The sequence below is a fragment of the Ancylobacter sp. genome (genome assembly GCF_965229075.1).
Classification (GTDB): domain Bacteria; phylum Pseudomonadota; class Alphaproteobacteria; order Rhizobiales; family Xanthobacteraceae; genus Ancylobacter.
Map to the genome: position 1 here is coordinate 986,274 of NZ_CBDDIO010000001.1, position 14,694 is coordinate 1,000,967.

The window sequence follows — 14,694 nt, forward strand, 5'->3', positions numbered from 1 at the left end:
ATGAAATTATATTCCATTTGTGCCGCAGCGGAGGGGCCGCTAGTGCTTTGACCGGTAGGATGGGACGGGGGAGACGGACAGATGCGCAAACGTACCAAGCCGGCCGAAGGGGGCGAGGCCGGGGAGGGCAGCAACCCAGCGGCCTCGTTGACGCGCGGCCTGGAAATTCTGCGCGCGTTCACGGCCGATGACGGCACGCTCGGCAACCAGGACCTGCTCGAACGCACCGGGCTGCCCAAGGCGACGGTGTCTCGCCTGACCGCCACGCTCGTCAATCTCGGCTATCTCACCTATGACGAGACGCTCGGCCGCTACAGCATCGGCCCGGCGACCGTGTCGCTGGGCTATTCGGCGCTGAGCTCCAATCCCGTGATCTATATGGCGCGGCCGCTGATGCAGGAGCTGGCCGACAAGACCGGCGCGGCGGTGGCTCTTGGCACACGTGACGGATTGGAGATGGTCTATCTCGCCAATTGCCGCTCGATGTCGCCCGTCACCCTCCGGCTGAACATCGGCTCCAAGGTGCCGATCTGCCGTACGGCGATGGGCCTCGCCTATCTCGCCGAGATGAAGCCGCCGATCCGTGCCTCGGTGCTGGAGCAGGTGTCCGCGGTCGAAAAGGACCGGGCCGCGCTGGCGGCGCTCGTCGACAAATCGGTCAGGGACTATGAGCGCGACGGCTTCGTCAGCGTCTTCGGCACGTGGCACAGCTACATAAATGCCGTCGGTGTCGCGTTTCGGCCGACGGATGGTTCGCCGCTCGTGGCGCTGACCTGCGGCGGCATCGTTGACCTTCTGCCGCAGGAACTGTGCCGTGACGTGGTCGGCCCCGAACTGGTGCGGCTGACGCAGCGCCTGCGCGCCCGTCTCGCCGGGGAGCCCGACACGGCGCCTCTCCCGCCCGCCACGTCCGACTGGACCACGTCCGCCGAATAGGCCTCGCTCCCCAAGGACCCGCCATGCCCGTCAATGTGATTTTCCCGAAAGTCAGCCTGGAAATGGCAAGCGGCAGCATCTCGCGCTGGCATGTCCGGGACGGCGACACGGTCGTCCAGGGGCAGGTGCTGTTCGAGATCGACAATGACAAGGCGGCCGTGGAAGTGGAATCGCCGGCCGCCGGCATCATTCGCGATCTGGTCGGCAGCGATGTCGAGGTCGATGTGGGTGCGGATGTCGCCCGGATCCTCGCCCCCGATGAGGTGGCTGCCGATGCGCCGCCGCCGGTGCAAATGGCGCCTGCGCAGGCCGCAGCGCTGCCTGTGGCCGAATTGAATGCGCGGGCGGCGGTCGCGACCTCGCGGCGGGACATTCCGAACCCGACTCCCCTCGCGCGGCGCCTCGCCCGTGAGCACGGGATTTCGATCGAGGGATGGCAGGGAACCGGCCCGCGCAATCGCGTGCAGAAGAAGGATGTTCTGGCCGGGCTCGCCCGGACGGCGGCGGCGGGCGCGCCGGACTCTCGGCTCGCCTACGACCCGGTCGCGCCGGCGGCGCCGTCGCTCGCGCCCGGCCAAGGGGGCAGCCAGCTGCTCAACGCGGCCTGGCTTCGCCGGGGGGAGGGCCTTCCCGTCGTCCTGCTGCATGGTTTCAGTGGCGACCTGAACAATTGGCGCGGCCTGTTTGCGGGCGGTCGCAGCGCATTTCCGGCGCTGGCGCTGGATCTTCCCGCGCACGGCCAGTCGCCGCGCGGGGTGCCCGGTGACCTCGACGAAATGGCCGAACTGGTCGAGGCGACGCTGGCCGCCGAGAAGATCGGGCCGATGATTCTTGCCGGCCATTCCTTCGGCGGCGCGCTGGCGGCGCGACTGGCACGGCGGGCGCAGGCGGATATTCGTGGCCTTTGCCTCTTCTCGCCGGCGGGGCTGGGGCCGCAGATCAACGCGCCGTTCACCGAAGGTATCTTGAGAGCCCGCAGCGCCGAGAGCCTGCGGCCTTGGCTGGAACTGCTGGTTCACGATCCGGCGACGATTTCCGACGCGTTCGTGCGGGCCGTTGTGCTCCAGCGCAAGGACGAGGATCTGACGAGGGCGATGGCAGCTTTCGCCAATCGCTTCTTTCCCGATGGCACGCAGAGCTTTTCGGTCGCCGCGGACATAGCGCGATTGCCGCAACTCGTGCGGGTCGTCTTCGGCCGGCAGGATCGGGTGCTGCCCTTCGGCTCCACGCGCGGTCTACCCGATAATGTGGCGCTGCATGCCTTCGACGCCTGCGGGCACATGCCTCATCTGGAGAAGCCGGAGCTGGCGCTGCGCATCCTCGGCGAGGTCTGGCGCAGTGCCTGAGGGCCTTGAGCCCACCTATTGCTGGCCGTAGCTGCTGTAGCGGCTGTGTACTTCTGCCAGCTCGTCCGGCGTCAGCAGGACCGGCTCGCCCCCCATGCGCGCCAGCAGATATTGGCGGGCGAGCATTTCGAGCTTCTCGGCGCGCATAAGGGCGGTGGCGAGGTCGGGGCCGATGGTGACGATGCCATGGTTCGACATGAGGCAGGCCGAATAGGTCGTGCCCATGGCCTCGATGACCGTCTCCGCGAGCGCCGGCGTGCCGAAGCAGGCATAAGGCGCGCAAGGAACGATATCGCCGCCGAAGCTGGCGATCATGTAGTGGAACGGCGGAAGGGGACGCCGGAGCGTGGCCAGAGCCACGCTGTGGTCGGGATGGGCATGAACGACAGCTCCAGCAGACGTCGTCTGGTAAAGACGCGCATGGATGGCCCATTCGGAGGATGGCTTCCAGCGGCCCTGCCAGTTGCCGCGAAGGTCCATCTCGACGATCTGCTCGGGCGCGAGTTCGTGCGGGGGAATGCCGGTCGGCGTGATCAGCATGCCTTCTCCATGCCGCAGGCTCAGATTGCCCGCCGTGCCGCTGTTCAGCTTCAGCGCGAGGGTCTTCAACGTGGCGTCCACCAGCGCGACGCGCGGGGCGGATGGGCTGGACATGGGCCGATCTCCTAGGTTGGCGCCTGCATGAGATCCAACGCGCGCAGAAGCACGTCATCGCCCCCGAGCTTGCCCGGCTTGAGATAGAGCGAGATGGGGCGCGGGCCTTCCGCGACGCAGAAGCCGGTGCCGAGCGGCCCTTCGGGAAAGGCCCGCACGGCGCCGATGCCTAGCGCCGAGACGACGGCGCCCGAGGTCTCGCCGCCGGCGACGACGAGGCGGTTGACGCCCCTTTCGTGCAGGCCCCTGGCGATGGAGCCCAGCAGATATTCGGCACGCCGCGCCGCACCGAGCGGGCCAAGCAGACGTTGCACGCGCTCCACGCCCTCGCCATCCGTCGCGGTGGAAATGGCAAAGGGCTGCGCACCGATGAAGGGGAGGGCCCATTCCAGCGCGGCCGCGATCGTCCCCGCGTCGCCACGTGGGTCGAGAAGATCCAGTGTGAGGACGGGATGGGCTTCGCCAAACACATCGAGCTGCCGGAGGATCACCGGGCCGACCGTGCCGGCAATAACCGCCGCCGGGCCTTCGGCGTGGCGCGGCGCGGGCTTCGGGTTTGCCGGTTCGGAGCGGGCTAGCCGGCAGGCATAGGCGATGATCAGAGGATCGCTCGCCACCACGACGCTGGGCTGCGAACAGGCGATCTCGGCGGCGATCTCGGTGTCGTTGTCGTCGCTCAGGTCGAGCAGGACATGGCCCGCCCCTTCCGCCGCCAGCGCCTCGACGGCCGCGCCGGCTGCGCCGGCCCCCTTCAGCAAGGTCGCGTGGTTGACCAGTGCGACGGGATGCGGCGTCTGCCGCGACAGGAAGCGCACGAGATCGGGGTCGGGCATCGGGGTCAACGGATCGAAGCGCTTGATCGAGTCGGAGACCAGCCGGCCGCGATAGAAGAGATAGCCCTGATGCACCGTCGTGCCATAGCGGGGAAAGCCGGCACACATCAGTACGGGTCGCAAGCCTTGCCGGTCCGCCAGGAAATCGGCCGCCGGCCCGATATTGCCTTCCGCGGTCGAATCGAACGAGGCGCAGGCCTTGTAGGCGAGCCGCGCATAGCCGGCCTGCACGAAGGCGTCCGTCATGCGGGCCAACTCGCCAAGCGCCTCCGAAACGGGAATGGTGCGGGTGCGGGTCCCCGCCACGACGACCGGCGCATCCGCCACGATGGCGGCCGCATCGAAAACAACCGGACAATAGATGCCGGCGGCCTCGATATAGCCGGCGACCATGAGCGCACCCGTGAAGTCGTCCGCTACGACACCGAGGAATCGGCCCATATTCGACCTCAGGCGTTCATCATTTCGCGCGCGATGATGATCTGCTGGAGCTGTGAGGTGCCTTCATAGAGCCTGAACAGGCGGACGTCGCGGTAGAAGTGCTCGACCGGATAGTCCTTCATGTAGCCGGCGCCGCCGTGGATCTGTACCGCACGGTCGGCGACACGCCCGACCATTTCCGAGCAGAAGAGCTTGGCGCTGGCGGACTGCTGCACGATGCGTTCCCCCGCATCGAAAAGGCGGGCGGCTTCCAGCACCATGGAGCGGCCGGCAAAGGTCTCGGTCGCGCTGTCGGCCAGCATCGCCTGGATGAGCTGATGCTCGGCGATCGGCTTGCCGAACTGGACGCGGGTTCGCGCATAGTTCACCGATTCCTCGCAAAGCCGCTGGGCGACGCCGACGCACACCGCCGAAATGTGCAGGCGCCCGCGATTGAGCACCTTCATCGCCGTCTTGAAGCCCCGGCCTTCGACGCCGCCGATGATCGCGTCGGCCGCCACGCGGCAATTCTCGAAGATCACGTCGCACGTATAGGTGCCCCTTTGGCCCATCTTCTTGTCGATGGCGCCAAAGCTGATGCCAGGTGACGCGCGTGGCACCAGGAAGGCGGTAACGCCCGCCGATCCCGGGCCGCCTGTGCGCGCCATGACGGTGAAGACATCGGCTACCGGTGCGTTGGTGATGTAGCGCTTGGTGCCGTTGAGAACATAATGGTCGCCCTCGCGGACGGCGCTGGTCTTGACCGAGCCGGCATCCGAACCGACGTCCGGCTCGGTCAAGGCGAAGGCGCCGATGACCTCCCCGGTCGCCATGCGCGGCAGCCAATACTCTTTCTGCGCAGCCGTGCCGTCCACGATGATGCCTTGGGAGCCGATGCCGTTATTGGTGCCGATGACCGACCGGAAGGCCGGCGAGGTGTAGCCGAGCTCGAAGGCCACGATCACCTCTTCTTCCATGGTCAGGCCGAGCCCGCCGAATTCCTCCGGGATGGACATGCCGAAGAGGCCGAGGTCGCGCATTTCATCGACAAGCTCCGGCGGGATCGCATTTTCCTCTTCGACCCGCGCCTCTGCCGGGACCAGCCGCTCGCGCACGAAACGCTGCACCGTCTGTGCCAGCGCTTCCAGCAGATGGGCGTCCCTGATCATGCCGGATAACCTTTCAAATGCTGTGAAAATTCCTGTTGCATCCGAAGGCTGGCACAGCTTAGTGTGCCGTTCAACAGAAAATCGGAATTTATTTCCATAAACAAGAAGAGCCGCTCGGCTGAGCGCTGACCGTCTCCGAGGGCTATCTCCGGGAGCAACCATGGTTCGTCAGGTACCGCTATCTCCTTCAGCCGCCTGGTTTCGCCTTGAGCTCGAAGAGTCTGACTGGCGTGAGGAAGCGGCCCAGGATCTGATCCACTGGTATGGCCAGATGCTGCTGATCCGACGTTTCGAGGAAAAGCTGCTCGATCTGGAGAAGGCGGGGCTCATCCACGGCCCCGCGCATGCCAGTATCGGCCAGGAGGCGGGCGCGGTCGGCGCCATGTCCGTGCTCGGCGCCGGCGACAAGATCAACGGCACACACCGCGCCCATCACCAGGTGCTGATGAAGCTCGTCAACACTGAGGTGCCGCACGATTTCGATATCCGCCGGGATGCGTTCACGCCGGGCATGGATGACGCCGTCTATCGCTTCATGGCCGAGATCATGGGCTTGGCGCCGGGGTACTGCGGCGGGCGCGGTGGCTCCATGCATATGCGCTTCGCGGATGCGGGCGTGGTCGGCACCTCGGCCATTGTGGGGGGCAACCCGCCCCATGCGGTCGGCTACGCGCTGGCCGACAAGATGCTGGAGCGCGACCAGATCTCCGTCGCCTTCTTCGGCGACGGCGCCACCCAGAATGGTGCCAGCTACGAGTCGATGAACATCGCGGCGGCCCAAAGCCTGCCGGTGATTTTCTTCATCGAGAACAATCTCTACGGTGTGGCCACCCGCATTTCCGATGTCACACGCGAAACCCGCCTTTCCTCGCGCGGCGCCATGCTTGGCATCACCTCGATCGAATGCGACGGCATGGATGTGGTGGCCGTCCACCGTGCCATGGCCGAGGCGCGCCGGCGCATCCGCGAGCAGGGCGGTCCCGTTGTGGTCGAGGCGCTCTGCTACCGCCACTTCCATCAATCGGGCAGCCGCAGCGGCAGCGATTTCGGCTATCGAACCCCGGAGGAAGAGGCCGAATGGCGTGCGCGCGATCCGGTGGCACTGGCCAGGGAGCGGCTGACGGCGCTCGGCCACCTGTCGGCCGAGGAGTTCGCGCGCATCGACCAGCTGGTAACCGAGCGCGTCGCGGCGGCGGCCGCGCGGTTGACCGAACCGGTGCCGGGGGGCAATGCGCTGCGCATTCCCGACGCTCTGTGGCCGGATGCTGGAAACCCGGACCGGGGCATTCTGGGGGATCTGTCCGAGCTGGCCGGCAGGCGGATGCTCGATCATGACCGGCTGAACGGCCTGCCGCTCGAAAAGGTGAAGTTCGTCACGGCGGCGTCGGAGACGATCGCGGCAGCGATGGATCGCGATCCGACCATCATCGTCATGGGCGAAGACGTCCACCAGATGCGCGGCGGCGTCAGCGGCTTCACCAAGGGCGCGCTGGAGCGCTGGCCCGGCCGGGTGCTGCCGATGCCCATCGCCGAAAACGGCTTTACCGGCGTGGCGCTCGGGGCGGCGCTCAACGGGCTTCGTCCCATTGTCGAGATCATGTTCGGCGATTTCTGCTTCACCGCCGCCGACCAGATCGCGCATGGGGTGGGCAAGGTCCGCCACATGTTCGGCGACGGGTTTCCGGTTCCGCTGGTCATGCGCGTGCGCGTCTCGCCGCACACGGGTTACGGCTCCCAGCACTCAAGCGATCCGTCCGCGCTCTTCGGCCTTTTCCCCGGCTGGCGCATCATCTCGCCGTCGACCGCCTTCGACTATATCGGGCTGATGAATGCGGCGCTCGCCTGCAACGATCCGGTCGTCGTCATCGAACATACCGAGCTTTACCAGCGCGAATTCGTGGTTCCACAGGGCGACCGCGACTACTGCATCCCCTTCGGTTCGGCCCGGATCGTCCGGCCGGGAACCGCCTGCACCGTGCTGGCGACCTCGGTCATGGTCCAGAATGCGGTCAAGGCGGCGCACGATGCCGGCGTCGATGCGGAGATCATCGACCTGCGCAATATCGACCATCACGGCCTGGACTGGGACCTGATCGGTGCGTCCATCGACAAGACCGGGCGCGTGGTGATCGCCGAACAGACAGCCCGCAGCCTTTCCATGGGCGCGACCTGGGCGGCCGAGATTCAGGACCGTTTCTTCGACAGTCTTGACCACGAGATCTTGCGCGTCGCCGGCGGCCTTGCTGCGCCGACGGTGTCGGCGGTTCTCAATCGTGCGGCGCTCGCGGGCGTCGGCGATGTGAAGAGCGCCCTGCTGAGAATTGCGGAAAACCAATGAAACACGAGCAGCCGCGGCTCAACCTTCAGAGAGGTGTAACCACGATGAAACGATCAGACCTGAAAAAGTCCACGATGGTTCTTCTGTCGATGGCGCTTGCCGCGACGGTATTCGCGGCGCCTGTCCGCGCGGAAGAGCGTGCGCTGGTGATCGCGCGCGACATGGACGTCAACTCGCTCGATCCGGCGCGCGCATGGTGCGACACCTGCCAGATCTACAACACCTCCGTCTACGAGCAGCTCGTCACGCTCGACAAGGACAACAAGGTGGTGCCTCTCCTGGCCAAGAGCTGGGAAGCGAACAAGGAGCAGACCCAGTTCACCTTCAAGCTCGATCCCGCCGCCAAATTCTCCGACGGCACGCCCGTCGAAGCGAAGGATGTGAAGTGGTCCTTCGAGCGGCTGAAGAACATCAAGGGCAATGGCTCGTTCCTGGCGGACCCGATCACATCGATCGACACGCCCGATGCCCAGACGGTCATCATCCACCTGTCCGCCCCCAATTCCGAATTCCTCAACCAGGTCGCGGCTGGCTTCCTTGCCGTCATCAACAGCGATGTCGCGTCAGCCGCCGGCGCGCTGTCGGACGAGACCGCGGCGAAGAAGGACACGTCGGAAAACTGGTTCCTGACCCATTCGGCGGGCAGCGGCCCGTTCGTGCTGGGCTCGTATGAGCCGAACGCCGAGCTCCGCCTCAAGCGCAACGAGAAGTACTGGCGCAAGGCGCCAGCCGTGCCCGAAGTCGTTTTCCGGCAGGTGAAGGACGCGGTGGCGCAGGCGCAGATGCTCCAGTCGGGCTCCGCCGACATCGCCATGCAGATCGACCCCGAGACCGCCAAGACGCTTGCCGGCTCGCAGATCGTCGTCGAGCAGGTGCCGTCCTACAACTTCGTCTATGTCGCCCTGTCGCCCGGCGCGAAGGCCAACACCTTCAAGCTGACGCCGGAGGTGCGTGAGGCCATTTCCCTCGCCATCGACCGCACCTCGCTGATCGACTTTACGCTGGCCGGCGCGGGCCGGCCGATGGCGACGCCGATCCCGCTCGGCTTCCCCGGTGGCGATGGCCACAAGATTCCGGCCTATGATCCCGCACGCGCGAAGGAACTTCTGGCCAAGGCCGGGGTAAAGAGCGGCGCCACCTTGAAGTCGATCTATCCCGACATGAACGTGTACGGCGTCGACCTGTCGCTGATGATGCAGAAGATCCAGCAGGATCTGTCGAAGGTCGGCCTCAAGGTCGAACTGTCGCCGATGCCGTTCGCCAACTGGCGTGAAGCCGCCAATGGCGACCACATTCCGCTGACCGCGGTGTTCTTCGCGCCCGACTTCTACGGCACCTCGCAATATGTCGACGTGTTCGGCCTGTCCGAAGGCTCGGTCTGGGCCAAGCGCGCCGGCGCCGCGACCGATCCGAGCATCATCAACAAGGAAAACAGCACGCTGATGAAGCAGGCCCTTGCCGCCCCGACCACGGCTGAGGCGGACAAGCTGTGGTTCGAAGCTGGCGAGCAGATGGCCAAGGATCGCATCATCATTCCAATGGTCAGCCCGAATCTGATCCTGGCGCACAGCCCGAATGTGAAGGGCATGCGCTACAGCGCCTGCTGCAACCTGCCGCTTGCGGAAATCTCGAACTGAGGGCTGCGGGAAGGGAGGCGCGCAGCCTCCCTTCTTGCCCATGGAGGACATCATGACACGCAGCCTGCCCAACAGCCGCGACGCCGAACTTCTCGCGCGTGCGCAGCGCGTGGTGCCGAACGGCATGTGGGGTCACATGGCGACCCGCGCCATCGGCCCGGGCTACCCCCAGTTCTTCGCCAAGTCCGAGGGATGCCGGGTGTGGGACGTCGATGGCAATGGCTATATCGACTTCATGTGCGCCTGGGGCCCCAACGTCCTCGGATACCACCATCCGGACGTGGACGCGGCCGCACTGGCACAAATGAAGAATGCCGACATCAGCAACGGGCCGACGGAGGCCATGGTCGCGCTCGCGGAGCTGGTGGTCGACACGCTCGACTACGCCGACTGGGCGATGTTCCAGAAGAACGGCACGGACGCCACGACCGCCTGCGTGACGATCGCGCGCGCGGCGACCGGCAAGCGAAAGATCCTGGTGGCGCGCGGCGCCTATCATGGCGCGGTGCCGTGGTGCTCGCCCTCGCTGGTGGGCGTGACCGCGGAAGACCGGGCGCACCTCATCACCTTCGACTTTAACGACACGGCGAGCCTCGACCAGGCCGTCGCCGCCGCGGGCGATGACCTTGCCGGCATCCTGCTGGCCGCCTTCCGTCACGATGTCGGCCGCGATCAGGAACTGCCCGACACGGCCTTCCTCCAGCATGCGCGCGCGGTCTGCGACCGGACCGGAGCGGCGCTGATCGTCGACGAGGTCCGCGCCGGGTTCCGTCTCGATGTGCGCGGCAGCTGGGCGAAATATGGGGTGAAGCCCGACCTCGGCGCCTACTCCAAGGCCATCGCCAATGGCTGGCCGCTCGCCGCCGTGGCGGGGAGCGAGCGCATGCGCGAGGGCGCCGGCAAGATCTTCGTGACGGGCTCGTTCTGGTATGGCGCGGCGGCCATGGCGGCCGGCCTGAAGACCATCGAGATTCTGCGCGACAGCGACGCGCTGGCCCACACCGAAGCGATGGGCCAGCGCTTCCGCAAGGGCCTCGACGCGGCCGCCGCACAACACGGCTTCCGCCTGCGCCAGACCGGGCCGGTCCAGATGCCGATGGTGCTGTTTGATGGCGACAAGGACCTCCAGATCGCGAATGCCTTCTGTTCGGCGGCCCTGCGCCAGGGGGTCTATATGCACCCCAAGCACAATCTGTTCCTCTGCGCGGCGCACCAACCGGAAGACATCGACCGTGCCATCGACGGCGTCGCGGCGGCGATGAAGGAGATCGCCACGCTCGGGCTTCAGCCCGGCTGACCGCATGCTCGCGCTCCTGACCGAGGATTCCGCATGTCCTACACCGACCACATCTTCACGGAGTATCGTAAGCGGGTGGAAGCGCTGGAAGCGAGCGGCAACCCGTTCGCCCAAGGCGTTGCCTATGTCGAGGGTGAGTACGTGCCGCTCGGGCAGGCGCGCATTCCGATCCTAGACCAAGGCTTCCTGCATTCGGACCTGACCTATGACGTGCCGGCCATCTGGGACGGCCGTTTCTTTCGTCTGGACGACCATCTGGACCGCTTCGAGCGCAGCTGCGAACGCTTGCGCCTGAAGAGCCCGCTGTCGCGCCAGGAGATCCGCGACCATCTGGTCGGGATGACCGCGAAAAGCGGCATCCGGGATGCCTTTGTCGTGATGATCGTGACGCGCGGTCTGCGCTTCATTCGCCAGTACGCGCCCGAGGAGTGCGAGAATGTCTGCTATCTCATGGTCATGCCCTATCTCTGGGTCATGAACGAGGAGACGCAGAAGACCGGCGGCAGCGCGGTGATCGCGCGTACCGTGCGCCGCGTGCCGCCCGGCGCCATTGATCCGACGGTGAAGAACCTGCAGTGGGGCGATTTCACGCGCGGTCTGCTGGAAGCGCGCGACCGCGGCTCCATGTATCCGATCCTGACCGATGGTGACGCCAATCTGACCGAAGGCTCGGGCTTCAACATCATCCTGATCAAGGACGGGAAGCTCTTTACGCCCAAGAAGGGCGTGCTCGAAGGCGTCACTCGCAAGACCGTGCTCGCGGCCGCCGAGAAGCTCGGCTACCCCTACACGATCGACGACGTGCCGGTGGAGCTTGCCTATCATTGCGACGAACTGCTCTTCGTGACGACGGCGGGCGGCGTCATGCCCATCACCACGCTCGACGGCAAGCCGGTCGGCAATGGCGAGGTGGGGCCGATCAGCAAGGCGTTGTGGAAGGCGTATTGGGACGCCCATTACGATCCCGAGATCAGCTTCGGGATCCCCTATCGCGACTGACGTAGGGGCGGGGCTGCGGCCCCGTCAGGCGCGCCATCCGTTCCTCACCGGCAAGGCCCTTGTGCCGCACGTGATCAGGAATGGCTGGGCGCGCGTCGATCTGGCGTGCGCGACGGTATTTTCTTATGAGCGAGCCGTGGACAAGCTCGGGCCGGCCGCAGAAACTCGGCGCCGGCTCATGGCCGTAACGCCCCGCTAGCGGGTGCTGCCATGACCGGCGTTCGGGAGCCTGCATGACGACCGCGACCAGCCAGCAACGATGGTGCGCCGTGTTTGCCGGCAGCGGCGCGCTGGGCATGATCATGATCGACGCGACCGGCACGGCGGTGGCGCTTCCCTCTATCCAGCGCGACCTGATGCTGAGCCACGGCGCCCAGCAATGGGTCATCACCGTCTACGCGCTGACCGTGGCGGCCGCGATCGCCACCGGGGGGCGGCTCGCGGATGTCTTCGGCGGCGAACGCGTCTTCCGCGCCGGCGTGGCGCTGTTCGCGACCGGCTCACTGCTGAGCGGCCTCTCGCTGAACCTGCCCATGCTGCTGACCGGCCGCGTTCTTGAGGGCCTGGGCAACATCCTCATGGCCCCCGCCGCCGCGCTGCTGGCCACCGAGGCGTTCGGCCCGGCGCAGCGCGGCCGGGCCATGGGCATCTATAGCGGGCTTGGCGGCCTTGCCCTGGTGTTCGGGCCCATCATCTGCGGCGCCCTGGTTCAGCTTGGGGGCTGGCGTTGGCCCTTCTTCGTCAACCTGCCGTTGGCCGCCGCCACGCTCCTGATGCTGCGCGCCGCAGGACCCGCCGCAACCAGCCCGCGCGACGGCACCTTCCGGCCGGCCCACAGCCTGCTGCTGGCGGCGGCGCTGGTGCCGATCGTCCTCGGCCTCCAGCAAAGCCATGTGTGGGGCTGGACATCGCCGCTGACGCTCACCCTCGTTGTTCTTGGCGGTGGTCTTCTGGCGCTTTTCATCCTCGGTCAGCGACGCGCCGTCGAACCGTTGGTCGATGTGCGTCTGTTTGCCGACCGGCAGTTCGCCGCTGACAGCATCGTCCTGTTCTGTGCCCAATGCGCGCTTGTGGGGCAGTCGGCCTTCGGGGCCATCTATCTCCAGCGGGTCCTGCACTTCACGCCGCTGCAAACCGGCCTCGCCATGCTGCTGTTCCTCGTGCCGCTGATGGTCTGCGCGCCCTTGGGCGGCCTGCTCTATGACCGCCATGGCGCGAAGCTGCCCGTGGTCGCCGGCATGACGCTGGGGACGCTGGGCCTGTTGTGGGAAACGCAGGCCCTGCCGCGCGCCGATTTTGTGTTGATGATGCCTGCCCTCGTCGCCACGGGCGCCGGCATGGGGCTCGCCTTGTCGCAAACCTATACGGACGGCTCCGCGCGCGCCGCCGAGGGGCAGCGCGGCCGTGCCTTCGGCGCTCTCGACACGGTGCGGCAGATGGGAGGGGCCATTGGCATGGCGGCGATCGGCACGGTGGTCGCCGGTATGGAGCGCGGCCGGTTCCTCGACATCGCGGCTGGCGCGACGCCGGAGGGCGAGGCGCGCCGGGCGCTCGAAGGCCTCATGGCGCAGGCCGTCTATGGTCGGCCGGAGGCTGTGGAGGCGCTGGTGGCGCAATGGCCGGCGGTCGCGTCTGCGCTGCGTCTCAGCGCCGCCCGAAGCATTGGCGACGGCTATTATGTCGGAACCGGCATGATGGCGCTGGGCCTGCTGGCCGCTGTGGTGCTGATGCGCCGCAAGCCCGCCGCGACGACCATTGTCGAGGGGGCGTCGTGATGCGGGTCGTCCTTGCCATGCTGGGATCGTTTGGCGATCTCTATCCCATGCTCGCCATCGGACAGGCGCTGCGTGCGCACGGCCATGACCCGATCATCGCGGCGCCGGCTGTCTATGGTTCTCGCGTGGCGGCGCTCGGCCTGCCCTTCCATCCCCTGCGGCCGAACTTTCCCCCTGACGTATTGATGGGGATCTTCGGCGACCCGGTGCATGGCGGGCGTCGCCTGCTGCTCGACCTGGTCTTTCCCCATGCTCGGGAGACCTATGCCGATCTCATGGACGCCACCCAGGGCGCGGATGCGCTGGTGGTGGGCGAACTCATCTATGTGGCCCGGCTCGTCGCCGCGCGGCGCGCCCTTCCATGGGCCAACACCATGCTGGCCCCCGCCACCATGATGTCGGCGCTCGATCCCAGCGTGCTGCCCTGGTTTCCCGCGGGCTACCACCTGCGCCATCTCGGGGCCTGGCCGCAGCGCGTGCTGTTCCGCCTCCTGCGTCGTCAGACGAACCGGTGGGCCGAGCCCCTGCTCGCCCTTCAGCGTGAGGTGGGCGTCGGCACCGGCGACATCATGTTCGCCGACAAGTTCTCGCCGGATCTCGTGCTGGCACTGTTCCCCCGCGCCTTCGGAACCCCCCAGAGCGACTGGCCGGCCGCTTCCGTGCAGACGGGCTTTCCCTTCTTCGCGCAGGAGGCAAGCCCGGGCACCGCCGCCCGTATCGACGCCTTTCTGGCGGCGGGAACACCGCCGGTGGTGTTCACCCTTGGGACCACCGTGGTCCATCTCGCCCATGATTTCTACCAGATCGCGGCGGATACCGCGCGCGCGCTCGGGCGCCGTGCCATCCTCCTGATGGGCAACAACCCGCCGCCGGACGCGCCCGCCGATGAGGTGCTGGCGCTCGATTACGCTCCGCATTCGCTCGTGTTTCCCCGTGCAGCCGCCATCGTTCAGCACGGCGGGGTGGGCGGCTGCGCCGAAGCCTTGCGGGCCGGCGTCCCGGTGCTGACCATCCCCTTCGCCTTCGACCAGCCCGACAATGCGATGCGGATGAGCCGCATGGGCGTGGGCGTGGTGCTTCCGCACAAGAAGGTCACGCGCGAGAGCCTCGCCCGATCCCTGCGCGCGGTGCTGGACGATACGGCGCTTGCCGCGCGCGCCAGGGCGATGGCCCGCGAGATCGATCCCGAACGGGACATGGCGGCAACCGTGGCGGCCATCGAGACGCTTCAGGTCAGCCCGGCGCAGTCTACGCGGCGCATGGTGCCGTCCTCCGACCGCTAATGCCGCC

11 protein-coding genes are annotated in these 14,694 nt (G+C 66.9%); 8 read left to right on the forward strand and 3 right to left on the reverse strand.

All coding sequences use genetic code 11. The features are described from left to right. Nucleotides 1-81 precede the first annotated feature (81 nt). Complete coding sequence (locus ACO07Z_RS04900; RefSeq protein ID WP_421697647.1) at nt 82-936, forward strand: IclR family transcriptional regulator; 855 nt, start codon at nt 82-84, stop codon at nt 934-936. A 23-nt stretch (nt 937-959) separates the two neighbouring features. Further along, complete coding sequence (locus ACO07Z_RS04905; protein ID WP_421697648.1) at nt 960-2,282, forward strand: acetoin dehydrogenase dihydrolipoyllysine-residue acetyltransferase subunit; 1,323 nt, start codon at nt 960-962, stop codon at nt 2,280-2,282. Between the two features lie 15 nt (nt 2,283-2,297). On the opposite strand, the gene ACO07Z_RS04910 is transcribed toward ACO07Z_RS04905, so the two are convergent. Genes ACO07Z_RS04910 through ACO07Z_RS04920 form a run of 3 tightly spaced genes read right to left on the reverse strand, consistent with a single transcriptional unit; the run spans nt 2,298 to nt 5,358 of the window. Next, entirely contained in the window at nt 2,298-2,936 is a 639-nt protein-coding gene (locus ACO07Z_RS04910) for a class II aldolase/adducin family protein (RefSeq protein ID WP_421697649.1), read from the reverse strand. A gap of 11 nt (nt 2,937-2,947) precedes the next feature. After that, on the reverse strand, nt 2,948-4,210 hold the full coding sequence (locus ACO07Z_RS04915) for a four-carbon acid sugar kinase family protein (RefSeq protein WP_421697650.1): 1,263 nt from the start codon (nt 4,208-4,210) through the stop codon (nt 2,948-2,950). 8 nt (nt 4,211-4,218) lie between these two features. Beyond that, complete coding sequence (locus ACO07Z_RS04920) at nt 4,219-5,358, reverse strand: acyl-CoA dehydrogenase family protein (RefSeq protein ID WP_421697651.1); 1,140 nt, start codon at nt 5,356-5,358, stop codon at nt 4,219-4,221. A gap of 160 nt (nt 5,359-5,518) precedes the next feature. Between ACO07Z_RS04920 and ACO07Z_RS04925 the strand changes: the two genes are divergently transcribed. The 6 genes from ACO07Z_RS04925 to ACO07Z_RS04950 all read left to right on the forward strand — a co-directional run bounded on the left by ACO07Z_RS04925 (nt 5,519) and on the right by ACO07Z_RS04950 (nt 14,687). Further along, nucleotides 5,519-7,696: an alpha-ketoacid dehydrogenase subunit alpha/beta gene (locus ACO07Z_RS04925; protein ID WP_421697652.1), complete on the forward strand. Its 2,178-nt coding sequence runs from the start codon at nt 5,519-5,521 to the stop codon at nt 7,694-7,696. A gap of 74 nt (nt 7,697-7,770) precedes the next feature. Beyond that, nucleotides 7,771-9,333, forward strand: coding sequence for an ABC transporter substrate-binding protein (locus tag ACO07Z_RS04930; RefSeq protein ID WP_421697653.1), 1,563 nt, complete (start codon nt 7,771-7,773; stop codon nt 9,331-9,333). Nucleotides 9,334-9,382: 49 nt separating this feature from the next. Continuing rightward, nucleotides 9,383-10,630, forward strand: coding sequence for an aminotransferase class III-fold pyridoxal phosphate-dependent enzyme (locus ACO07Z_RS04935; RefSeq protein WP_421697886.1), 1,248 nt, complete (start codon nt 9,383-9,385; stop codon nt 10,628-10,630). Nucleotides 10,631-10,663: 33 nt separating this feature from the next. Further along, complete coding sequence (locus tag ACO07Z_RS04940) at nt 10,664-11,629, forward strand: aminotransferase class IV (protein WP_421697654.1); 966 nt, start codon at nt 10,664-10,666, stop codon at nt 11,627-11,629. A gap of 233 nt (nt 11,630-11,862) precedes the next feature. Further along, a complete protein-coding gene (locus tag ACO07Z_RS04945) occupies nt 11,863-13,404 on the forward strand; it encodes an MFS transporter (RefSeq protein ID WP_421697655.1) in 1,542 nt (513 codons plus the stop codon). Continuing rightward, nucleotides 13,404-14,687 carry a glycosyltransferase gene (locus tag ACO07Z_RS04950; protein ID WP_421697656.1) on the forward strand — a complete coding sequence of 428 codons (1,284 nt, stop codon included), beginning with the start codon at nt 13,404-13,406 and terminating at the stop codon, nt 14,685-14,687. Before ACO07Z_RS04945 ends, ACO07Z_RS04950 begins: the two co-directional genes overlap by 1 nt. Nucleotides 14,688-14,694 lie beyond the last annotated feature (7 nt).

Bases quoted from the DNA above. Each gene is read 5' to 3' on its own strand.
- ACO07Z_RS04900 (WP_421697647.1), top strand. From the start codon at position 82: ATGCGCAAACGTACCAAGCCGGCCGAAGGGGGCGAGGCCGGGGAGGGC.
- ACO07Z_RS04905 (WP_421697648.1), top strand. From the start codon at position 960: ATGCCCGTCAATGTGATTTTCCCGAAAGTCAGCCTGGAAATGGCAAGC.
- ACO07Z_RS04910 (WP_421697649.1), bottom strand. From the start codon at position 2,936: ATGTCCAGCCCATCCGCCCCGCGCGTCGCGCTGGTGGACGCCACGTTG.
- ACO07Z_RS04915 (WP_421697650.1), bottom strand. From the start codon at position 4,210: ATGGGCCGATTCCTCGGTGTCGTAGCGGACGACTTCACGGGTGCGCTC.
- ACO07Z_RS04920 (WP_421697651.1), bottom strand. From the start codon at position 5,358: ATGATCAGGGACGCCCATCTGCTGGAAGCGCTGGCACAGACGGTGCAG.
- ACO07Z_RS04925 (WP_421697652.1), top strand. From the start codon at position 5,519: ATGGTTCGTCAGGTACCGCTATCTCCTTCAGCCGCCTGGTTTCGCCTT.
- ACO07Z_RS04930 (WP_421697653.1), top strand. From the start codon at position 7,771: ATGGTTCTTCTGTCGATGGCGCTTGCCGCGACGGTATTCGCGGCGCCT.
- ACO07Z_RS04940 (WP_421697654.1), top strand. From the start codon at position 10,664: ATGTCCTACACCGACCACATCTTCACGGAGTATCGTAAGCGGGTGGAA.
- ACO07Z_RS04945 (WP_421697655.1), top strand. From the start codon at position 11,863: ATGACGACCGCGACCAGCCAGCAACGATGGTGCGCCGTGTTTGCCGGC.
- ACO07Z_RS04950 (WP_421697656.1), top strand. From the start codon at position 13,404: ATGCGGGTCGTCCTTGCCATGCTGGGATCGTTTGGCGATCTCTATCCC.